This window comes from Mycobacterium sp., from assembly GCF_032161845.1.
Taxonomy (GTDB): domain Bacteria; phylum Actinomycetota; class Actinomycetes; order Mycobacteriales; family Mycobacteriaceae; genus Mycobacterium.
Genome location: NZ_JAVRQA010000290.1, coordinates 1 through 22,044, shown reverse-complemented (window position 1 = coordinate 22,044; position 22,044 = coordinate 1). Strand labels below are relative to the sequence as shown.

At 67.2% G+C, this 22,044-nt stretch carries 21 protein-coding genes; 6 read left to right on the top strand and 15 right to left on the bottom strand.

Annotated elements, in window-relative coordinates; all coding sequences use genetic code 11:
• From rph to clpS, 9 genes are all read right to left on the bottom strand, one after another.
• Positions 1-494, bottom strand: a 494-nt coding sequence (rph, locus tag QOD90_RS16025) for a ribonuclease PH (protein ID WP_526351387.1), incomplete at its 3' end; no start/stop codon positions are given.
• Positions 495-524: 30 nt separating this feature from the next.
• Complete coding sequence (locus tag QOD90_RS16020; RefSeq protein WP_526351385.1) at positions 525-1,298, bottom strand: cyclic nucleotide-degrading phosphodiesterase; 774 nt, start codon at positions 1,296-1,298, stop codon at positions 525-527.
• Between the two features lie 171 nt (positions 1,299-1,469).
• The gene (locus QOD90_RS16015) at positions 1,470-2,123 is read right to left on the bottom strand and encodes a rhomboid family intramembrane serine protease (RefSeq protein ID WP_526351383.1); all 654 of its coding nucleotides are present in this window, start codon (positions 2,121-2,123) and stop codon (positions 1,470-1,472) included.
• Positions 2,120-3,088 (bottom strand): PLP-dependent cysteine synthase family protein, encoded by a 969-nt coding sequence (locus QOD90_RS16010; RefSeq protein WP_526351381.1) that lies wholly within the window; start codon positions 3,086-3,088, stop codon positions 2,120-2,122. Before QOD90_RS16010 ends, QOD90_RS16015 begins: the two co-directional genes overlap by 4 nt.
• Positions 3,089-3,100: 12 nt before the next feature.
• Complete coding sequence (locus QOD90_RS16005) at positions 3,101-3,373, bottom strand: MoaD/ThiS family protein (protein ID WP_526351379.1); 273 nt, start codon at positions 3,371-3,373, stop codon at positions 3,101-3,103.
• A gap of 11 nt (positions 3,374-3,384) precedes the next feature.
• A complete protein-coding gene (locus QOD90_RS16000; protein WP_526351377.1) occupies positions 3,385-3,798 on the bottom strand; it encodes a M67 family metallopeptidase in 414 nt (137 codons plus the stop codon).
• Between the two features lie 21 nt (positions 3,799-3,819).
• Entirely contained in the window at positions 3,820-4,845 is a 1,026-nt protein-coding gene (locus tag QOD90_RS15995) for a P1 family peptidase (protein ID WP_526351375.1), read from the bottom strand.
• A complete protein-coding gene (gene aosR, locus QOD90_RS15990; RefSeq protein WP_526351373.1) occupies positions 4,842-5,423 on the bottom strand; it encodes an oxidative stress transcriptional regulator AosR in 582 nt (193 codons plus the stop codon). Before aosR ends, QOD90_RS15995 begins: the two co-directional genes overlap by 4 nt.
• Before the next feature lie 15 nt (positions 5,424-5,438).
• Positions 5,439-5,741, bottom strand: a complete 303-nt coding sequence (clpS, locus tag QOD90_RS15985) for an ATP-dependent Clp protease adapter ClpS (RefSeq protein WP_526351371.1) — start codon at positions 5,739-5,741, stop codon at positions 5,439-5,441.
• A 73-nt stretch (positions 5,742-5,814) separates the two neighbouring features.
• Here clpS and QOD90_RS15980 point away from each other — a divergent pair, with 73 nt between their 5' ends.
• The 3 genes from QOD90_RS15980 (at position 5,815) to QOD90_RS15970 (ending at position 10,693) form a co-directional block, all read left to right on the top strand.
• Positions 5,815-7,158 carry a nicotinate phosphoribosyltransferase gene (locus QOD90_RS15980; RefSeq protein WP_526351389.1) on the top strand — a complete coding sequence of 448 codons (1,344 nt, stop codon included), beginning with the start codon at positions 5,815-5,817 and terminating at the stop codon, positions 7,156-7,158.
• 84 nt (positions 7,159-7,242) lie between these two features.
• Positions 7,243-9,159: an ATP-dependent DNA helicase gene (locus QOD90_RS15975; protein ID WP_526351369.1), complete on the top strand. Its 1,917-nt coding sequence runs from the start codon at positions 7,243-7,245 to the stop codon at positions 9,157-9,159.
• Between the two features lie 109 nt (positions 9,160-9,268).
• A complete protein-coding gene (locus QOD90_RS15970) occupies positions 9,269-10,693 on the top strand; it encodes a neutral zinc metallopeptidase (RefSeq protein WP_526351367.1) in 1,425 nt (474 codons plus the stop codon).
• A gap of 69 nt (positions 10,694-10,762) precedes the next feature.
• On the opposite strand, the gene QOD90_RS15965 is transcribed toward QOD90_RS15970, so the two are convergent.
• Together QOD90_RS15965 and glgP are read right to left on the bottom strand one after the other, a co-directional pair.
• Positions 10,763-11,611: a Vgb family protein gene (locus tag QOD90_RS15965; RefSeq protein ID WP_526351366.1), complete on the bottom strand. Its 849-nt coding sequence runs from the start codon at positions 11,609-11,611 to the stop codon at positions 10,763-10,765.
• The gene (gene glgP, locus QOD90_RS15960) at positions 11,608-14,196 is read right to left on the bottom strand and encodes an alpha-glucan family phosphorylase (protein ID WP_526351364.1); all 2,589 of its coding nucleotides are present in this window, start codon (positions 14,194-14,196) and stop codon (positions 11,608-11,610) included. Before glgP ends, QOD90_RS15965 begins: the two co-directional genes overlap by 4 nt.
• 168 nt (positions 14,197-14,364) lie before the next feature.
• Here glgP and QOD90_RS15955 point away from each other — a divergent pair, with 168 nt between their 5' ends.
• Both QOD90_RS15955 and glgB read left to right on the top strand, forming a co-directional pair.
• Complete coding sequence (locus tag QOD90_RS15955; RefSeq protein ID WP_526351362.1) at positions 14,365-16,455, top strand: maltotransferase domain-containing protein; 2,091 nt, start codon at positions 14,365-14,367, stop codon at positions 16,453-16,455.
• Between the two features lie 5 nt (positions 16,456-16,460).
• A complete protein-coding gene (gene glgB, locus QOD90_RS15950; RefSeq protein ID WP_526351360.1) occupies positions 16,461-18,662 on the top strand; it encodes a 1,4-alpha-glucan branching protein GlgB in 2,202 nt (733 codons plus the stop codon).
• A 6-nt stretch (positions 18,663-18,668) separates the two neighbouring features.
• Here glgB and QOD90_RS15945 read toward each other — a convergent pair whose 3' ends face one another.
• The 3 genes from QOD90_RS15945 to QOD90_RS15935 all read right to left on the bottom strand — a co-directional run bounded on the left by QOD90_RS15945 (position 18,669) and on the right by QOD90_RS15935 (position 21,224).
• Positions 18,669-19,559 carry a tetratricopeptide repeat protein gene (locus QOD90_RS15945; RefSeq protein WP_526351358.1) on the bottom strand — a complete coding sequence of 297 codons (891 nt, stop codon included), beginning with the start codon at positions 19,557-19,559 and terminating at the stop codon, positions 18,669-18,671.
• A gap of 13 nt (positions 19,560-19,572) precedes the next feature.
• On the bottom strand, positions 19,573-19,935 hold the full coding sequence (locus QOD90_RS15940) for a DUF3817 domain-containing protein (protein WP_526351356.1): 363 nt from the start codon (positions 19,933-19,935) through the stop codon (positions 19,573-19,575).
• Between the two features lie 77 nt (positions 19,936-20,012).
• Positions 20,013-21,224, bottom strand: coding sequence for a thiolase family protein (locus tag QOD90_RS15935; protein WP_526351354.1), 1,212 nt, complete (start codon positions 21,222-21,224; stop codon positions 20,013-20,015).
• A gap of 84 nt (positions 21,225-21,308) precedes the next feature.
• Here QOD90_RS15935 and mce point away from each other — a divergent pair, with 84 nt between their 5' ends.
• Entirely contained in the window at positions 21,309-21,782 is a 474-nt protein-coding gene (gene mce, locus QOD90_RS15930) for a methylmalonyl-CoA epimerase (RefSeq protein ID WP_526351352.1), read from the top strand.
• A 13-nt stretch (positions 21,783-21,795) separates the two neighbouring features.
• Here the strand turns inward: mce and QOD90_RS15925 are convergent, their stop codons facing one another.
• The gene (locus QOD90_RS15925; RefSeq protein ID WP_526351350.1) at positions 21,796-22,044 is read right to left on the bottom strand and encodes an Rv1322 family protein; all 249 of its coding nucleotides are present in this window, start codon (positions 22,042-22,044) and stop codon (positions 21,796-21,798) included.

Here is a 22,044-nt window from a genome sequence, read left to right as displayed (position 1 = left end):
ACCGCCGCGATGGCACAGGACAACGGCCGGGGGTCCGACAGGCGCCCCGCCGCGGACAGGTAGGTCACCGCGTCCGACAGCGCCACGTAGGCGCCGGTGATGGCCGCGGTGCGGGTGCCTCCGTCGGCCTGGATGACGTCACAGTCGATGGCAATGGTGTTCTCGCCCAACGCACCGAGGTCGATGCACGCCCGAAGCGAGCGGCCGACGAGCCGGCTGATCTCCTGGGTGCGCCCGCCGACCTTGCCGCGAACCGACTCGCGATCCGAACGGGTGTGAGTGGCGGCGGGCAGCATCGCGTATTCGGCGGTGAGCCAACCAAGGCCTGAGCCCTTGCGCCAGCGCGGCACGCCCTCGGTGACGCTCGCCGTGCACATGACGCGGGTCTGACCGAATTCGACCAATACGGATCCGGCCGGATGCTTGGTGAAGCCGCGGGTGATGACTACCGGTCGCAACTCGTCGTCGAGTCGCCCGTCTTCTCGTCTAGACACCCGCCAACCCTATCCGGTGGCCACGACGACCTAGTGCGCCACGACCTCGAAGGTCTCATTGCACACGACGGCGTGCACCGGCCCGTCGAACTCGGCCTTGGCTTCGGTGATGACGTCCTCACGCGACGTCCACGGCGGAATGTGGGTCAGGAGCAGTTCGTGCACGCCCGCCTTGGCCGCGACGCGACCCGCCTCTGCGCCAGACAGGTGCAGCCGGGGCGGCCGGTCCGGGGAATCCGTCCACGACGCTTCGCACAGGAAGACGTCGGCACTGCTGGCAAGTTCGATCAGCTGGTCGCAGTAGCCGGTGTCGCCGCTGTAGACGAGCGTCGCCCCCGACGGATCGGTGAAGCGCATTCCATACGACTCCGTTGGATGGCACACCAGGCGCGGCAACACGTTCAGCGCGCCGATCTGCACCGCCTCCTCGTCCACCCACTGATGGATGTCGAAGATGTCGGAGAAGTCGTCGATCTCGCCGCCTTCTGGCGACGACGCCGCACCCAGCCGTGACCAGGTGTCGCGGGGGCCGTACATCAGCGCGCGCCCCTTCGGCGGTGTCGGGTGATACCGACGCCACACGAACAGGCCGGGCAGATCCAGGCAGTGGTCGGCGTGAAGGTGGGAAAGCAGAACGCTCACGGTGCCCGGATCGGCATGGCGCTGAAGCGCGCCGAGCACGCCGCCTCCGAAGTCGACGGCCAGCGGAGGGGTGTCCGGAGCCGTTACCAGGTAGCCCGATGCAGGCGAGTCCGGCCCGGTGACACTACCGGAACAGCCCAGTACGGTGATTCGCACGCCCACCAGCTTGCCATGCCCCATAAGCGTGTGACGAAAACATCAACGCATTTCGCGCCGAGTTTCACGATCCTGCCGGTTCGTGACCCGTGACCAGGGGCGATGTCGAGCGAGACCGAGCACGCGGCCATCGGCGAATGTGGCGTACGCCTCACTTCAGCAAAGCACCGCGATCGCTCAGATCGACAGCTGGGGCGCGGTCCCGGTCCTGCGCTTCTCCCTGGCCTTGCGTTCGGGCCCGGAAAGCAGATACGCGGCGATCACGCCGGCGATGCCTCCGCAGAGGTGCCCCTGCCAGGACACGCCGAACGTGCCGGGCAGCGCACCCCACAGGACGCCGCCGTACACCAGGAACACGACGACCCCGACGATGATCTGCCACGCGTGGCGGGTGAAGAAACCGAACACGATCAGAAACGTCAGCCAGCCGAAGATCAGCCCGGAGGCGCCAATGTGGTTGGTCTCGACGCCGTTGGGGGCGCCGAGATTACCGATGAGCCATGTGCCGAGCCCACCGAGAATCCACACGATGACGGTGGCATAGATGAAGCGGGACATCCCGGCCAGCGACACCAGGAAGCCGAGCACCAGGGCGGGAACGGTGTTCGCAACCAGATGCGCCCAGTTCGCGTGCAACAGGGGTGCCCAGAGAATGCCCCACAGCCCGTCGACCTCGAGCGGCCGGATTCCGTCCTGCTCAAGTCGACTGCCGGACACCTGGTCGATGGCCTCGATGACGTAGAGAAGCGCAACGAAGCTCACGATGGTCGCGCCACCGACCATCCAGCCCGGCCGCTTCTTCTCGACAGATGTCGATGCCTGCGGACTCATGCCCATAGCTGCCCTTCCAACGCGTCCTCTGCGTCATCCAGGCTACCGGCGTACGCGCCGGTCGACAGATACTTCCAGCCGGCGTCGCAGACGACGAACGCAATGTCGGCGCGCTCCCCCGCCTTGCGCGCCTTGGCCGCCATGCCGATCGCGGCGTGCAGGATCGCGCCCGTCGAAATGCCGGCGAAGATGCCCTCGACCTGAACCAGCTCCCGGGTGCGCCGCACGGCGTCGAACGAGCCGACCGAGAAGCGCGTCGTCAACACGTCGGGGTCATACAACTCGGGGACGAAGCCCTCATCGATGTTGCGCAAGGCATAGACGCCCTCCCCGTAGCGCGGCTCGGCGGCGACGATCTGAACGTCGGGTACGTGTTCGCGCAGAAACCGTCCCGTTCCCATCAGGGTGCCGGTGGTGCCGAGGCCCGCGACGAAGTGGGTGATCTCGGGTAGGTCGGCGAGAATCTCCGGTCCCGTGCCCTCGTAGTGCGCGAGGGCGTTGGCAGGATTGCCGTACTGGTAGAGCATCACCCACTCGGGATGCTCATCGGCCAGTCGCTTGGCCATGGCCACCGCGGTGTTCGAACCGCCCTCGGCTGGCGAGTAGATGATCTTCGCGCCGTACAGCTCCAACAGTTGGCGCCGCTCCACCGAGGTGTTCTCCGGCATCACGCACACCATCCGGTAGCCCTTGATCAGCGCGGCCATCGCCATCGAGATGCCGGTGTTGCCGCTCGTCGGCTCCATGATCGTCGCCCCCGGTTTAAGCAGGCCGTCGCGTTCGGCCTGCTCGATCATCCGCAGCGCAGGCCGGTCCTTGATGGAGCCCGTGGGGTTGCGGTCTTCGAGCTTCGCCCACAACCGCACGTGCGGAGCATCCGCCGAGTCGTCCCACCGCGGCGAGAGCCTCGGCAGCCCCACCAACGGGGTATTGCCCAGCGCCTCGAGCAGTGAGTCGTGTCGCACCGGAGCCCCCACTCACCCGCCGGCGACGGCGGGCAGGATCGTCACCGAGTCACCGTCGGAGACCTCGGTTGCCAGCCCGCCGGAGAACCGGACGTCCTCGTCGTTGACGTAGACGTTCACGAAGCGGTGCAGCTTGTCGCCGTCGACGATCCGCTCGGTGATGCCCGCGTAGTTGGATTCGAGATCGCTGATGACCGCCTGGAGCGTGTCGCCGGTGGCGCTGACCCGCTTCTCGCCGCCGGTGTGGGTTCGCAGGATGGTCGGGATGGAGACGGTGACTGGCATGGCGTGCCTTTCTAGTACTGCTCGACGATGCTGACGGGTTCCTCGGCGACGACTCCATCGACGATGCGGTAACTGCGAAGTTCGTGCTCGTCGGCGTCGCGGGTCGAGACGAGCACGTAGTGGGTGTCCGGCTCGGACGCATAGCTGATGTCGGTGCGGCTGGGGTACGCCTCGGTCGCGGTGTGCGAGTGGTAGATGACCACCGGCACCTCGTCGGCGTCGTCCATCTCCCGCCATACCTTCAGCTGCTCACCGGAATCGAAGCGGTAGAACGTCGGTGACCTTTCGGCGTTGACCATCGCGATGAAGCGCTCCGGCCGGTCGGACTTCTCGGGGCCGGCAATGACGCCGCATGCCTCGTCGGGGTGATCGGCGCGCGCATGCTCGACCATGGCCTCGACCAGGTCGCGTCGGATCGTCAGCACGTCAAGCCGGTCCTTCCACGGTTACGCGAACGCTCCGGGCAACATGTCGCGGTAGGTCGGTATTCCGGCGACGGACTCGGCAGCCATCACCCCTGCCAGCACCGCCCGGGCCAGGCAGTCGGCGGCGGCCATCCCGACGGCCGTCGTCAGCCTCGTCTCGGGGGACATCGCGGCGGGGGTATCGGATGCCGGAGCGATTTCCACCGCACCGGTGGACAGCGCGAACACGGTGTCCCCGTCCAGCGGGGTATGCGCGGGCCGGATGGTTCGCGCCAAGCCATCCTGCGCGGCGACGGCGACGCGCTTGCAGGCCGCCTTGCTCAGCGCGGCGTCGGTGGCGATCACGGCGATGGTGGTATTCAGCGGAGACAGTTCGGCGTCCCGCGCGGCGAAGGCCGCGATCTGGGCGGCAGGCGGCACGTTGAGCCCCCACTCGGCGATGAGGTCGGCCATCCACGGCAACCCGGTCTTCGGGTCGGCGATGTTGCCCGCCGAGTTCACCGCGACGATGGCGCCGACGGTGACGCCGATGTCGTCGAGGGTCACCGAAGCCGTGCCGAGCCCGCCCTTGAGCACACCGGCCCGCGCGCCGACTCCTGCGCCGACGTTGCCGATCGGCACCTCGACACCCGCCGAGTTGGCCGCGGCGAACCCGAATTCCGCGGTCGGGCGGCACTGCCAGCCGCCGACGGGAAGGTCGAAGATCACTGCGGCGGGCACGATTGGGACCAGACCGCCGTCCATCACCACGCCACGGTCGTGCTGTTCGAGCCATTGCATGACACCGTCGGCGGCGACGAGTCCGTAGGCACTGCCACCGGTCAGCACGACGGCGTCGAGGTAGCGCACGCTGTTGGCCGGGTCGAGGAGATCGGTCTCCCTGGTGCCGGGCGCACCACCCCGGACGTCGACGGCACCGGTCGTGCCCGGGGGTACCAGGACGACGGTGGTGCCACAGGCCCAGCCTGCGCCCAGCGTCGCGTCTGGATCCAGCCGATGGTGATTACCGACGAGGATGCCCGAGACGTCGGTGATGGAGCCGTTCACTTCTTGCCCATCAGCCCAAGCACCAGATACTCCTGCAGCACGGTCAACCACTGGTACACGTCGAGATGGCCCGCCATCGGATGCTCGGCGGGCAGATGGTCGGGCCCCTCCGGGCCGATCTCGAGCATCGTGCCCAAGGCCAGCCTGATGTCGTTGACGCACGCAGCCCAGCAATGCGCATCGTCCTCGGCGATCTCGAGCCTGCCGCCGCCGGATGGCAACGTGTCCAAGAGGCGTTGGCCCGCATGACGTTTCGCCTCGATGATCCCTGGCTCGTGAAGACTGCGCAGCGCACTGTTGAGGCTTTCCGCGGTACCCGAGCCCGCCGGATGATCGTGCTGCGGCCGGAAGAAGTCGGGCAGCAACCGCAACATCGTGTCATCGTCCGGCGGTTGCGAGTGACCGGTCCGCATCCCGGTGAGTTCTTCGAGTTCGTCTGTGGGCGAAGAGGTCTCGCGATCGACCAGCATGTCCATCAGCGAGTTGACCAAGCTCTGCAACAGTGCCGCCTCGTGGGCCGCGAGGGCAGACCGGTAGCGCGGTCCATCCGCGGTCTCCACCCGCTTCCACTTCCGCACGCCAGCTACCGACGCTCAGCGATCCTGCTGCATCGTGGCCCAGAGACCCGCGGCGTGCAGTTTGGTGACGTCGATCTCCATGGACTCCCGACTCCCTGCAGACACCACGGCCTTGCCCTCCTCGTGCACCTGGAGCATCAGCTTGGTCGCATGCGGTTCGTCGTAGCCGAAGAGTTTCTGGAACACGTAGGTGACGTACGACATCAGGTTCACCGGATCGTCCCATACCAGGGTCACCCACGGACTGTCCGTCGCCTCGACGCCTTCGACATCACGTTCCTCGCGAGTCCCTGGCTGGGTTCGCGCCGGCGTCACCATGCAGCCCAGAATAGACGGGGGGTCTGTGACGGCCCGAACCGCTACGGTTGCCGGTGTGAGGTCCGACGAGCGCTTGCGCGAGGAGCATGCGGCAGACGACGAGCGCTCGTGTGGGTCGACGGCCCTACTCACCGACAAGTACGAACTGACGATGCTCGCCGCGGCGCTCCGTGATGGCACCGCTCACCGGCGGACCACGTTCGAGGTCTTCGCGCGCCGCCTTCCCGACGGAAGGCGCTACGGCATCGTCGCTGGCACGGGCCGTTTTCTGGAAGCATTGCCGCAGTTCAGGTTCGACGACGCCGATCTGGCGCTGCTCGCGGACTTCCTGGATGCCGACACCTTGGCGTACCTGGCCGACTTCCGATTCACCGGCGACGTCGACGGCTACGCAGAGGGCGAGCTGTACTTCCCTGGCTCGCCCGTCCTGTCGGTGCACGGCACGTTCGCCGAATGCGTGCTGCTGGAGACCTTGGCCTTGTCGATCTTCAATCACGACTGTGCGGTCGCCTCCGCCGCCGCCCGCATGGTCAGCGCGGCCGAGGGGCGACCGCTCATCGAGATGGGTTCGCGGCGCACCCACGAAATGGCTGCCGTCGCCGCCGCGCGCGCCGCGTACATCGCCGGATTCACGGGAACGTCGAACCTCGAGGCGCAGCGCCGGTACGGCGTCCCGGCGTTGGGGACCAGCGCGCACGCGTTCACGCTGCTGCACACCACCCCCGACGGGCCCGACGAGCGGGCCGCGTTTCGGTCCCAGGTCGACACCCTCGGCGTCGGGACCACGCTGCTCGTCGACACCTACGACATCACCGCAGGCGTGGCCAACGCCGTCGCGGTCGCGGGCCCCGAGTTGGGCGCCGTCCGCATCGACTCCGGCGACCTCGGGGTGCTGGCCCGGCAGGTCCGCACCCAACTGGACGGGCTCGGCGCTCCGAACACGCGCATCGTCGTGACCAGCGACCTCGACGAGTTCGCGATCGCCGCCCTGCGTGCCGAACCCGTCGACTCGTACGGCGTCGGCACGTCGCTGGTCACCGGATCGGGCGCACCGACGGCCGGCATGGTCTACAAACTCGTCGAGGTGGACGGCGTGCCGGTGGCGAAGCGCAGCAGCCACAAGGAGTCCCACGGCGGACGCAAGAAGGCCCTTCGGCTGGCGAAGTCGACGGGCACCGTCGTGGAGGAGGTCGTCTATCTTGCCGACCGACCTCCTGCGGAGGCTCCCGGACTGGTCGCCACGGCGCTGGCCGTTCCACTGGTACGCGCGGGGCAGGTCGTCGGCGACGTCGATCTGCAGTCCGCCAGGGACCGGGTCGCGGCGGGTCTGCATAGCCTGCCGTGGAACGGTCTTGGGCTCTCCAGCGGCGAGCCGGCGATTCCCACCCGCTTGGTCGACGCCACGCGCCAGGCCTGAGGAGGAGCCACGGGCGACGTAAAGGAGCTGCTGGACAAGGCCGTTGTCGCACTCGGCGGCACGGAACGCAGCGGCCAGATCGAGATGGCCGAGGCGGTCGACCATGCCTTCGAAACCGGTGAGCACCTCGCCGTCCAAGCAGGGACCGGCACCGGGAAGTCGCTGGCCTATCTGGTGCCCGCCATCAAACGGGCCATGGAGCGGGCCGAACCCGTGGTGATCTCGACGGCCACCATCGCGCTGCAGCGTCAGTTGTTCGATCGCGACCTGCCGAGGCTGGCCGATGCCTTGACCGGCGAGGTGCCTCGTCGCCCCGAGTTCGCCCTCCTCAAGGGACGCGGAAATTATCTGTGCCTCAACAAGATTCACAATGGTTCCACCGGATCGGCGGAATCCGGTGAGGACGTGTCGCAGGACGAACTGTTCGATGCCGTGGCGACGACGGCACTGGGGCGCGACGTGAAGCGGCTCACCGAGTGGGCGTCGGACACCGAGAGCGGTGATCGTGACGAGGTCGTACCCGGCGTCGCCGACCGGTCGTGGGGCCAGGTCAGTGTGTCCGCCAGGGAGTGCCTCGGGGCGGCCCGCTGTCCGTATGGCACCGATTGCTTCGCCGAGAAGGCGCGTGGCCGGGCAGGCACCGCCGATGTCGTTGTCACCAACCACGCCCTGCTGGCCATCGACGCGATCTCCGACGTCAACGTACTGCCGGAGCACCAATTCCTCGTCGTGGACGAGGCCCACGAACTCGTCGACCGCGTGACCAGCGTGGCGACCGGCGAACTGTCGGCCACCATGCTCGGCATGGCTCACCGCCGCTCCTCCCGGCTCGTCGATCCCGAACTGGCAGAACGCTTCGAAGCCGCGAATGCGACGTTCACGTCGGCCATCTTCGACGCCGAACCGGGGCGCAAGGACGTCCTCGACGAGGAGCTGGCCACCTACCTCACCGTGGTGCGCGACGCCGCCGACAGGGTCCGGTCGGCCATCGACACCGCACCGGGCGATCCGAAGGCGGCGGCAGCGCGCAACGAGGCGGTGACGGCCCTCAACGACGTCAGCGACACCGCGTCGCGCATCCTCGTCTCGTACGGTCCGGCGATCCCCGACCGCACCGACGTGGTGTGGCTGGATCACGAGGAAGCGCGCGGTTCGAACTCGAGTAAACGCGCCGTGCTGCGGGTGGCGCCGCTGTCGGTGGCAAACCTGTTGCGCAACAGACTCTTCGATCAGGGCACCGTGATCCTCACTTCGGCGACGCTGACGATCGGCGGCAACTTCGACGCGATGGCACGATCCTGGGGCCTCACCGCGATCGGCGACGAGGAAGCCAGCTGGAAGGGCATCGACGTCGGATCGCCCTTCGCCCATGCCAAGTCGGGCATTCTCTACGTCGCAGCCCACCTGCCGCCGCCGGGCCGCGACGGCACCGGCTCGACCGAGCAGCTCGACGAGATCGAGGGCCTCATCACCGCGGCTGGCGGCCGGACGCTCGGCCTGTTCTCGTCGATGCGCGCCGCGAAGGCGACGGCCGAGGCGATGCGGACGCGTCTCGACACACCGGTGCTCTGCCAGGGCGAGGACACCACGTCGGCGTTGGTCCGTCGCTTCGCCGCCGACGACGAGACCACGCTGTTCGGCACGCTGTCGCTGTGGCAGGGCGTCGACGTACCTGGGCCGTCGCTGTCCCTGGTGCTGATCGACCGAATCCCGTTCCCCCGCCCCGACGATCCACTGATCACCGCCCGCCAGCGCGCCGTGGCAGCCCATGGCGGCAACGGGTTCATGGCCGTCGCGGCCACCCACGCCGCGCTGCTCCTCGCCCAGGGCGCCGGCCGCCTTCTCCGCAGCGTCGACGACCGGGGCGTGGTCGCCGTCCTCGACTCGCGGATGGCCACCGCCCGCTACGCCGGTTTCTTGCGCGCCTCCCTGCCGCCGTTCTGGGCGACCACCGACGCCGACCAGGTGCGACGGGCGTTGGAGCGCCTACGAGCGGATTGAGCCGCCGCACCCAAACTTGGGATTGGGGTGCCCCGTCTTCACTATCCTGGCCTGCACCTTCACGTGCGCGCCGTCCCGGCCGCCGGGCAGCGATGAAAGGGCGGCGTCGATGAAGCGACGGCACCTCGTGGGATTGGCCGTCACCACGCTCCTGCTCTCGGCGTGCGCGACGACGCTGCACGGCACCCCGGTCTCCGTGTTCGCCGACCCCTTCAGCGTGGCCGGCATGCCCGCCGTCAACGGTCCGACCGGCCTGCGCGACGACGCGGAGAGCCCGTCCCGCGACGTCGAGAACACCGACGGCGGTCAGATCGACGAGCTCGCAGGCAGCGCGGTCAGCGACATCGAGGAGTTCTGGGCGTCGCACTACGGCGACACGTTCGACGGGAAGTTCACTCCCGTCAAGGAACTCGTCTCCTGGGACTCCACCGACTACGACGACGTCGACTTCTGTGGCGACAGCGTGCTGGGGCTCGTCAACGCCGGCTACTGCTTCGACGAAAACACCCTCGGCTGGGATCGGGGTGAGCTGCTGCCGCAGCTTCGCGACGCCAACGGCGACATGGCGGTGACCATGGTGCTGGCGCACGAGTATGGCCACGCCGTGCAGCGCCAGGCCGACCTGACCACCAAGAAGTCGCCCACCCTCGTCGGCGAGCAACAGGCCGACTGCCTGGCAGGGGTGTACATGCGCTGGGTTGCCGAGGGGCAGTCCCCCAGATTCACCCTGAGCACCGGCGACGGGCTCAACAACCTGCTCGCGGCAATGATCGCGTTCCGCGACCCGCTACTCAACGAGAGCGACATGGGAGCCGGCGAGGACGAGCACGGTTCGGCGTTCGAACGGGTCTCGGCGTTCCAGTTCGGCTTCACCGACGGTGCGGCGTCGTGCGCGGCGATCGACCTCGAGGAGATCAAGCAGCGCCGGGGTGACCTTCCCGTGCTGCTGCCCGATGACCAGACGGGCGAGCTGCCGGTCACCGAGCAGTCCGTGCAGTCGATCGTCGACGCGATGAACGTCGCCTTCGCACCCGCCAGCCCGCCGCAGCTCAGCTTCGTCGAGGCCGACTGCCCCGATGCCCGCCCTGGCGGACCGGCATCGTATTGCCCGGCGACCAACACCATCACCATCGACCTGCCTGCCCTCGAGGAGCTCGGCGCGCAGAGCGCTGATGACGACGGCGTCGTCATGGGCGACAACACCGCCTACTCGGTGGTGGTCTCACGGTTCACGCAGGCGTTGCAGAACCAACACGGCGGCGTCGCGCTCGACAACGCCGAGGCGGCCCTGCGCACGGCGTGCCTGACCGGTGTCGCCACCGTCAAGATGACCGACAGCATCGCCACGCCGAGCGGGGACACGATCCAGCTCACCGCGGGTGACGTCGACGAAGCAGTGTCGGGCATCCTCGTCAACGGTCTGGTCGCCAGCGACGTCAACGGCGATTCGGTGCCGTCGGGCTTCTCGCGCATCGACGCCTTCCGCGTCGGCGTGCTCGGCGACGAGGCCCGCTGCTTCAAACGCTTCGACTAGCGCCCTCTCACCCTTGCGATTTGTGTGCGAAAAGCCGCGCTGGGCGCGGGTTTCAACACACAAATCGCGTCAGTTGGTGGGCAGCCGCATGACGAAACCCGCCTCGAGGGCGACCCACAACGCGCCGTCGGGCCCGATCGCCAGCCCGTGGGGTTCGCTGCCCGCGGGCAGATCGATGGTGTCGACCTCCCCGTCGGCGCTGACCCTCGCGATCTGATCCGCGCCCCACAGGCTGACCCACACCCCACCCGAGGGATCGGCGATCACGGCGTGCGGCTTGCCGGGCAGGTCGAGTTCCTGCATCGCCTCCTGCATCGGGATGCGCCCGACCTTGTCGGCGAGAATCGCCGTGAACCACACCGCGTCGTCGTGAGTTCCCGCGATGCCAACCGGACCCGCGCCCGGCGTCGGTACCTTGCGAAGCGTGACGACGCCGCGGTCCAGTCGGCCGATCGCGTTGGCCTTGTTCAACGTGAACCACAGCGCGTTGTCGGGTCCCGTCGTGATCATCGACGGCATGCCGCCCGGGGCCGCTTCTTCGCTGATCTCACCGTTCAAGCCGACCCGGCCGACGACACCGGTGCCCATCGCCGTGAACCACAACGCACCGTCTGGCCCCGTCGTGATGCCGAACGGTGCACTGCCGGAACGCAATTCGAATTCGGTGAGCTGACCCGCGGTGGTGATCCGTCCGATCCGGTCGTCCCCCGCGCGGGTGAACCACAGCGCACCGTCGGGTCCGGAGGTGATGATCGACGGCTTGCTGTCCTCGGCCACCGGATAGATCTCGAGTCCCCCGTCCTGGCTGACCCGCGCGATCGCACCACGGTGCACCAGCGTCACCCACATCGCACCGTCGGATCCTGCCGCGAGCGCGTACGGCCCGCCATCGACGGCGACTTCGTGGATGCGACTCACGCGAGCGTGACGAGACCAAGCTCGTTGTCGGCGGCCAACAATCGATGGTGCGGCAGCACCCGTACGGTGTATCCGACCCGGCCGGCGAGCGGCAGCGGGGTCGTGGTCGAGAAGACCTCGTTGCCGTCGGCGGAGCCGGTGTGTGCCATCGGCACGGTGATGGGATCCATCAGCGCGTCGCTCGCGTCGACCCTGCCAACGACCGCCTGCACCACCACCTCATCTGGGCGCAGGTCGTCCAGATGCACCGTCGCCGTCAACGTCAGCTCCGAGCCGAGCAGCGGAGTGTCGGGCAAGCCGTAGCTGTCGACATCGGTGATCCGGATCCGCGGCCACGAGTTCCGCGCCCGCTCGCAGTACGCCGCGAGATCACGCGCCGCACCGAACGGGACGCCGTCGACCTCCTCGATGGTGCGGTGCAGCGACTGGGCCGCAGGCGCGTAGTACTTCTCGGTGTAGTCGCGCACCATGCGCGAGGCCAGCACCTTGGGCCCGAGAACCTGCAGCGTGTGCCGCACCATCTCCATCCAGCGCCGCGGAACCCCGTGCTCGTCCCGCTCGTAGAACTTCGTCGTGACGGACTTCTCGAGCAGGTCGTAGAGGGCAGATGCCTCCAAGTCGTCGCGGCGGGTTTCGTCGGCGAGGCCGTCGGCCGTCGGGATCTCCCAGCCGTTCTCTCCGTCGTACCACTCGTCCCACCAACCGTCTCGGATCGACAGATTGAGACCACCGTTCAACGCGCTCTTCATCCCGGACGTGCCGCACGCCTCAAGGGGCCGCAACGGATTGTTCAGCCACACGTCGCAACCCCAGTAGAGGTACCGGGCCATCGACATGTCGTAGTCGGGCAGGAACGCGATGCGGTGCCGCACCTCGGGCCGGTCGGCGAATCGGACGATCTCCTGGATCAGCGCCTTGCCGCCATCATCGGCGGGATGCGACTTGCCCGCCACGATCAACTGCACCGGTCGCTCGTCGTCGAGCAGCAGCTTCTCCAACCGATCGGGATCCCGCAGCATCAGCGTCAGCCGCTTGTAGGTCGGCACGCGCCTGGCGAATCCCACGGTGAGCGTGTGCGGGTCGAAGGCCTCGGCGATCCATCCCAATTCGGCGTCCGACGCGCCACGCTCCAGCCAGGACCGCCGTAGCCGGTTGCGGACGTCGTCGATCAGCAGCTCGCGAAGCTGCGATCGAATCGACCACAGGTGCCCAGGGTCGACCTGTTGAAGGCGCTCCCACACGGCGGGCTCACTGACCGAATCGCCCCCGGCCAACTCGCGGCCGAGTTCCAGCCACTGCGGCGCTGCCCAGGTCGGTGCGTGGACGCCGTTGGTGATGGAACCGATCGGCACCTCGTCCTGATCGAACCCCTGCCACAGGTCGTTGAACATGCCCCGGCTCACCTCGCCGTGCAACAGGGACACCCCGTTCGCGCGCTGAGCCAGCCGCAGGCCCATGTGGGCCATGTTGAACTTCGACGGGTCGTCCTCGGAGCCGAAGGCAATGATCCGATCCAGCGGAACACCGGGGAGCAGCTCCGACGAACCACCGGACGGACTGCCGAAGTAGCGGGTGACCATCTCGACGGGAAAACGGTCGATGCCAGCTGGCACCGGCGTGTGGGTGGTGAACACCGTGCTCGAGCGCACCACGGTCAATGCGGTGTCGAAGTCGAGCCCGCCGTGGGTGACCAGTTCCCGGATCCGCTCGACGCCGAGGAAACCGGCGTGGCCCTCGTTCATGTGGAAGACCTGCGGTTCCGGTAGGCCCTCGACGGCCGTGAAGGCGCGGATCGCCCGCACCCCGCCAATCCCGGCGAGCAGTTCCTGCTTGATGCGGTGCTCCTGGTCGCCGCCATACAGTCGATCGGTGACCGACCGCAGCTCGTGTTCAGTCTCCGGGATGTCGGAATCCAAGAGCAGCAACGGAATTCGACCGACCTGCGCGATCCACACCCTGGCCTTGAGCTCACCGGAGTCCGGCATCGCCAAACCCACCAGCACCGGATCTCCCGCTGCGTCGGTCAGCAGTCGAAGTGGCAGCCCCTGCGGATCGAGTGCCGGATAGTCCTCGCGTTGCCAACCGTCGGCGGTCAGCGACTGCCGAAAGTAGCCCGACCGGTAGTACAGCCCCACTGCGATCAGGGGAAGCCCCAGGTCAGACGCCGACTTCAGATGGTCACCAGCGAGAATGCCCAGACCGCCCGAGTAATTCGGTAGCACCTCCGCGACACCGAACTCCATGGAGAAGTAGGCGATCCCCGTCGGCAGCGGCACCCCCGCAGCCACCTGGTCCTGATACCACATCGGCCGGGTCAGATAGGTGTCCAATTCGGCGGCCAGGTGGTCCAGTCGATTGAGAAACGACTCGTCGCCAGCAAGCTCGTCGAGTCGCCTCGGGCTGACTCCGCCGAGCAGTGCCACCGGGTCTTGTCCGAACTGTCCCCACAAGTCGGAATCGATTGTGGCGAACAGGTCTTGCGTCGGCGTGTCCCACGACCAGCGAAGGTTGGTCGAGAGCCGTCCCAAGGCTGCGAGCCGCTCGGGGAGATGGGTGCGAACGGTAAACCTACGGAGTGCCTTCACGCGGATTCACCCTACCGACTCGACGGGGCTGCGAAGGCACACCAGGATGACAACATCGGGCCCCTGTGGTTGAGCCGGACACTACGGTGGGTATAGGGCGCGACAAGGTAATCAAGCAGAGGGAATCCCCAGTAGCCCACGGTCGAGCCGCGGGCGTAAGGAGCAGTGGTGGCCGGTCGTATCGAGATCGATGACGTCGCGCCGGTGGTGTCCAATGGCCGGTACCCGGCCAAGGCCGTGGTCGGTGAGGTGATACCGGTCAAGGCGGCGGTGTGGCGAGAAGGCCACGACGCGGTGTCGGCGACGCTGGTGGTGCGCTATCACGGAACGAAGTATCCACAGCTCGCCGCTGCGCCCGCCGGTCTCGCGGTGCCCCACGTCGAGGCCGTGCCGATCGCGGACGTCGTCGGCGGTTCACAGCGGGTCAAACCCCAGCGTCTGCCGATGCAGCCCGGTCGCGAACCTGACTTTTTTCATGGCCAGTTCGCCCCGGACGCCGTCGGCCTGTGGACCTATCGAGTGGACGGCTGGGGCGACCCGATGGCCACGTGGCGCAAGAACGTGACGGCCAAGTTGAACGCCGGCCAGGGCGAGTCCGAACTGAACAACGACCTGATCATCGGGGCGCAACTTCTCGAACGCGCCTCCAATGGTGTTCCGCGCCAGGACCGGTACCCGCTGATCGAAGCCGCCGAGAACCTGCGGAAGCCGGGCGATCCTCTCACCAGGGCCGGCGCGGCCCTTGCCCCCGAAGTGGCGGCGTTGTTGCACGACTATCCCTTGCGCGAATTGATTACGCGCGGTGAGCAGTACGGAGTGTGGGTGGACCGGCCACTGGCCCGATTCAGCTCCTGGTATGAGATCTTCCCCCGGTCGACGGGCGGTTGGGACGGCGACGGCAAGCCGGTGCACGGCACCTTCGGGACGGCGAGCAAGGCGCTGCCGCGCATCGCCAAGATGGGCTTCGACATCGTCTACCTGCCGCCGATTCACCCGATCGGCAAGGTGCACCGCAAGGGCCGCAACAACAGCGTCACCGCGGCCCCGCAGGACGTCGGCTCGCCATGGGCGATCGGCAGTGACGAGGGCGGCCACGACGCGGTGCACCCCAAGCTCGGCACGATCGAAGACTTCGACGACTTCGTCAACGAGGCGCGCGGCCAGGGCCTCGAGGTCGCCCTCGATCTGGCATTGCAATGCGCACCCGACCATCCGTGGGCCAGGGACCACCCCGAGTGGTTCACCGTCCTCCCCGACGGCACCATCGCCTACGCCGAGAACCCTCCGAAGAAGTACCAGGACATCTACCCGGTCAACTTCGACAACGATCCGGCGGGCATTTACGCCGAAGTTCTCCGCGTCGTCCAGTTTTGGATGTCGCACGGCGTCAAGGTGTTTCGGGTCGACAACCCCCACACCAAGCCGCCCAACTTCTGGGCGTGGCTGATCGGCGAGGCGAAGAACGAAGACCCCGACGTGCTGTTCCTGGCCGAGGCGTTCACCCGCCCCGCGCGGCTGTTCGGGTTGGCCAAACTCGGCTACACGCAGTCGTATACGTACTTCACCTGGCGTACCGCCAAGTGGGAGCTGATCGAATTCGGCGAGCAGATCGCCGAGCACGCCGACTACGCGCGCCAGAGCCTCTGGGTCAACACCCCGGACATTCTGCACGAGAGCCTGCAGTACGGCGGTCCAGGGATGTTCGCGATCCGCGCGGCGATGGCCGCCACGATGAGCCCGACCTGGGGCGTCTACTCCGGATACGAGTTGTTCGAGGGTCAGGCCGTCCGCGAGGGCAGCGAGGAGTACCTCAATTCCGAGAAGTACGAACTGCGGCCCCGCGACTTCGAGGCGGCGCTCGCGTCAGGCCACTCGCTCGAGCCATTCCTGACGCGGCTCAACGAGATTCGCAAGGTTCACCCCGCGCTGCGAGAACTGCGCACCATCAAGTTCCACACCATCGACAACGACGCGCTACTGGCCTACAGCAAGTTCGATCCGGTCAGTGGCGATTGCGTACTCATCGTGGTGACGCTGAACGCCTTCGGCCCGGAGGAGGCCACCCTTTGGCTCGACATGGGCGCGCTTGGAATGGCCGACTACGACCGCTTCTGGGTGCGCGATGAGATCACCGGCGACGAATACCAGTGGGGTCAGTCGAATTACGTTCGCCTGGAGCCCGTCCGGTCGGTCGCCCACATTCTGAACATGCCCCAGATACCAACCGACAAGCGGCTCGAGCTGCTGCGGAGGGAATGAGTTACATGACCCGTACCAATGACGTCACCAGCCAGAATCTGCGACCCGACCCCGGGGAGCTGGCACGCTTGCTCGCGGGGGTGCATCACGACCCCCACTCGATACTTGGCGCGCACGAATATTCCGACCACACGGTCATCCGCGCGCTGCGCCCCAACGCCCTCGAGGTCGTGGCCATCGTCGGCAAGGATCGCTACCCCTTCAGCCACGTCGAGGACGCCCTGTTCGCGGTCGCCGTCCCGTTCACGGGCCTCATCGACTACCGACTCGAGGTCAGCTATCCCGGCGGCGACGGCCACGTGCACACGGTGGCCGACCCCTACCGCTTCCTGCCCACCCTTGGCGAGGTCGACCTGCATCTGTTCTCCGAAGGTCGCCACGAGCGCCTGTGGGAGGTGCTGGGCGCACACCCGCGCACCTACAGCACGCCCGACGGCCCGGTGGACGGCGTGTCCTTCGCGGTGTGGGCGCCGAATGCCAAGGGAGTCAGCTTGATCGGCGACTTCAACCATTGGAGCGGCAATGACGCGCCGCTACGGACGCTGGGTTCGAGCGGGGTGTGGGAGCTGTTCTGGCCCGACTTCCCGGTCGACGGACTGTACAAATTCCGCGTACATGGCGCCGACGGGGTGACCACCGAGCGAGCCGACCCGATGGCCTTCGCCACCGAGGTGCCACCGCGGCGGGCATCGCGTGTCAACCGAAGCGACTACACGTGGGACGACACCGACTGGATGACGCAGCGCGCGCTGCGCAACCCGGTGTTCGAACCGATGAGCACCTACGAGGTGCACCTGACGTCATGGCGCCCCGGTCTGAGCTATCGCGAACTGGCTACGCAGCTTACGGATTACGTCGTCGAGCAGGGCTTCACGCACGTCGAACTACTCCCCGTCGCCGAACACCCCTTCGGTGGGTCGTGGGGATATCAGGTCACGTCGTACTACGCCCCGACGTCCCGGATGGGCAGTCCCGACGACTTCCGCTTCCTCGTCGACCGACTGCACCAAGCGGGCATCGGCGTGCTCGTCGATTGGGTCCCCGCGCACTTCCCGAAGGATGCGTGGGCGCTGGGCCGATTCGACGGGACGGCGCTCTACGAGCACTCGGATCCGCGGCGTGGGGAGCAACTGGACTGGGGCACATACGTATTCGACTTCGGCCGAGCCGAGGTGCGCAACTTCCTGGTGGCCAACGCGCTCTACTGGCTGCAGGAGTTCCACATCGATGGACTGCGCGTGGACGCCGTCGCATCGATGCTCTATCTCGACTACTCGCGACCCGCAGGCGGCTGGACGCCCAACGTCTACGGCGGCCGGGAGAACCTCGAGGCGGTGCAGTTCCTGCAGGAGATGAACGCCACCGTCCACAAGATCAGCCCGGGAATCGTCACCATCGCCGAGGAGTCGACGTCGTGGCCCGGCGTTACGCGCCCGACGAACCTTGGCGGGCTTGGCTTTTCGATGAAGTGGAACATGGGTTGGATGAACGACACGCTGGCGTTCATGCAACGCGATCCGATCCACCGCAGTTATCACCACCACGAACTGACGTTCTCGTTGCTGTACGCGTTCAGTGAGAACTTCGTGTTGCCGATCAGCCACGACGAGGTGGTGCACGGCAAGGGGACGCTGTGGGGCCGCATGCCCGGCAACGACCACATGAAGGCAGCCGGACTTCGTGGACTGCTGGCCTACCAGTGGGCCCACCCCGGCAAGCAATTGCTGTTCATGGGCCAGGAGTTCGGCCAACGCGCCGAGTGGTCCGAGGAGCGCGGCGTGGACTGGTTCCAGCTGGACGAGCAGGGCTTCTCGGGGGGCATCAAGCGGATGGTGAGCGACGTCAACGAGATCTACCGGACCCGACGCGCGCTGTTCTCCCGCGATTCCAGCCCGGAGGGCTACTCGTGGATCGACGCCAACGACTCGGCCAACAATGTGTTGAGCTTCATGCGCTTCGGTGACGACGGCTCGATGCTGGCGTGTGTCTTCAACTTCTCGGGCTCCGAGCACAGCCCCTACCGGCTCGGACTACCGCACACCGGTACCTGGCGCGAGGTGCTGAACACCGACGCGACCATCTACAACGGCGCTGGCGCAGGCAATTTCGGCGCCGTCGAGGCGACGGCGGAGCCATGGCACGGCCGTCCGGCGTCGGCCGAGCTGGTGCTGCCGCCCCTCGCCGCACTGTGGTTCGAGCCGGCCTGAGCGAACCTAGAAGAGGGCGTTGGCGAGGTTGCGCCGGCCCGCCACGACCCTCGGGTCATCCTGCGGGAACAGTTCGAAGAGCTCGACCAGCCGCGTGCGAACCGTCGTGCGGTCGTCGCCTGCGGTGGTTCGTACCAGCCCGATCAGGCGATTGAACGCCTCGACCACTTGGTCCTGTGTCACCTCGACGTCAGCGGCGGCGAAGGCGGCTTCTAGGTCAGCCGGGGCAGCGTCCGCGACGGCAACGGCGTCCGCCGGTCGAGCGGTCGCGCGCTTGAGGAACGCGATCTGGCGGAGCGCGTCCTTGGCCTCGGCATGATTTGGCTGCGCATCCAGAATTGCCTGATACGCGGCGATCGCATCGTCGAATTCCGCGTCGTCCCACAGAGACCGTGCGCGTTCGAGTTCGGGATCGGCCGCCTCGGCGTCCTCGGCTTCGCCATCACCGAGCTTGCCCGCGGTGGCGCTGAGGAGCGAGTCGATCCAGCGCCGCAGTTGCTCCGGCGGCTGCACCCCCTCGAAGCTCGAGATCGGCTGGCCGCCTGCGACGGCGACCACGGTCGGCACGGCCTGCACGCCGAAGACCTGGGCCACCCGCGGCGCGGTGTCGACGTTGACGGTCGTCAGTGCCCACTTGCCGCCGTCGGCACTGGCCAGCGACGCCAGCACGTCACCAAGCTGTGTGCTGGCCTCGCTGCGCGGCGTCCACAGCAGGACGACGACGGGCATCTCGTTGGACCTGGCCAAAACCTCGGCCTCGAGGTTCGCCTCGGTGATGTCGAGACCGACGGGTGCGGTGCCAGCGGGGGCGTCTCTGGACGGTGGCGGCTGCTTGAGCGCCGAGAGGTCGAACGCGCCAGCCAGCGCGGGGCCGACGGAAGGTCGTGGACGTGTCACGACAACAAGTTTGTCACGTCGATTCAGCGACCGGAGGAGCGGCCACGACGGCGCCGCGTGCGCTGGTGCGTCCCGTCCGCTCAGCCCATATGAGGAAGATCACACTACCGAGCGGCACGATGCTTCCCAGCAACGCCAGCAACCACGTCGTCACAGACCACTTGAATGCGATTCCCACCAGAATTGCCGCCACGACGAAGGCGATGAAGACCAGCCCGTGGGCCATTCCGAAGACCTTCACGCCGATCTCGGTGCGGGGCGTTCCCAGGTACTTGAAGTACATCCCGGTCAGCAGTCCCACCCAGGTGACGGCCTCGGTGAACGCGATGATCCGAAACCAACCGGCAGCCTTGTGGCGGTCGAAGGTGCTTGTCATAACGCCATTGTGCCTGACCCGAGCACCAGCTACTACACCGTGTCGTTTTGGGTGAGACTCGCTCAGGCAGGCGACGGTCAGGGGCGACGCAGGATGAGCGCGTCGCCCTGGCCACCCGCACCGCACAGCGCCGCGACCGCGTAGCGAGGACCCCCTTCGGTCTTCCCGTCGCTTCGCTCGCCCAGGCGGGCCAACTCCAGGGCGGCGTGCAGCGTGATCCGCGCGCCGGACATGCCGATCGGGTGACCGATCGCGATGGCGCCGCCGTCGACGTTGACCTTGTCCCGATCGATGCCGAGTTCCTTGGTCGAGGCCAGCGCGACCGCCGAAAACGCCTCGTTGATCTCGATCACGTCAAGCTGGTCGACGGTGATGCCTTCCTTGGCGATCGCCTTCTTGATGGCATTCGCCGGCTGGCTCTGCAGCGTCGAGTCGGGCCCGGCGACCACACCGTGCGCCCCTATTTCACAAAGCCAGCTAAGTCCCAGCTCCTGCGCCTTGGCCTTGTTCATCACCACGACCGCGCAAGCGCCGTCAGAGATTTGCGACGCCGAACCGGCGGTGATGGTGCCGTCCTTGCGGAATGCGGGCTTCAGGCCGCCCAGCGATTCGGCGGTGGTGTTGGCCCGGATGCCCTCGTCCTCGGTGAACTCGATCGGCTCGCCCTTGCGTTGCGGGATCTTCACCGGCACGACCTCGTCGGCGTAGACGCCGTCCTTCCAGGCCGCGGCGGCACGCTGATGCGAGGACGCGGCGAACTCGTCCTGCTGCAAGCGGGTGAACTGGTCGACGTCGTTGCGCTGCTCGGTCAGGGCGCCCATCGGCTGGTCGGTGAACACGTCGTGCAGACCGTCGTACGCCATGTGATCGAGCACCGTGACGTCGCCGTACTTGTACCCCGAGCGGCTGTCCATCAGCAGGTGCGGCGCCCTGGTCATCGACTCCTGCCCACCGGCGACGACGACGTCGAATTCGCCGGCGCGGATCAACTGGTCGGCCAACGCGATCGCGTCGATTCCGGACAGGCACATCTTGTTGATGCTCAGCGCGGGCACGTCCCAGCCGATACCCGCGGCGACCGCGGCCTGACGCGCCGGCATCTGCCCGGCACCGGCGGTCAGCACCTGGCCCATGATCACGTACTCCACCGCCGACGCGTCGACGCCGGCCTTCTCCAACGCACCGGCAATTGCGACGGCACCCAGATCACTGCCCGAGAAGTCCTTCAGCGAACCCATCAGCTTGCCCACGGGAGTACGGGCTCCAGCAACAATCACCGACGTCGTCATTTGCTACCTCCATGGGCCTTGATCCTCGCAATGTGTGGCCAATCACACTTACGTAAACATTCCAGTAAAGGTTACCGTGACTAAATGACCACGGAGCACGCTGGTGCACGTCCGGCCCTCGCCAGCGCATTGGTGACCGCCGTCGACCACGTCGGCATCGCCGTCCCCGATCTCGACGTCGCGATCAAGTGGTACCACGACCACCTCGGGATGATCGTCCTGCACGAAGAGGTCAACGAGGACCAAGGCATCCGCGAGGCGATGCTGAGCGTCCGCGGCGCCCCCAAGGGCAGCACGCAGATTCAGCTGATGTCGCCGCTGGACGAGACGTCGACCATCGCGAAGTTCATCGACAAGCGTGGCCCAGGTCTGCAGCAGTTCGCCTACCGGGTCAGTGACCTCGACGCGTTGTCCGCACGACTGCGCGAAGACGGCGTCCGGCTCATCTACGACGCCCCCCGTCGCGGCACGGCGAACTCGCGGATCAACTTCATCCACCCCAAGGATTCGGGTGGCGTGCTGGTTGAGCTGGTCGAGTCCGCTTCCGACGAGCACTGACCAGCGGGACCCGTCAGGACCACGTCCTGGTCGGTCCGCGGTTTGCTCGATTGCTCCAGCACGACGTATGCCAATGCCGCCGGTCGTCGACCGCGGCCTCGCCGGAGTCGGCTGGCCATACCACCAGGTGCGCGATGGACGGTTTGATCTCGTGATCGCAGCCGGGACACCGGTAGGTCTTCAGCGCCCTCGACGCGGCGACGGCCTTGACGTCGTAGTCGTACCCGTCCGGCCCAACCTCGACGCGGCGCGACACGGGCAG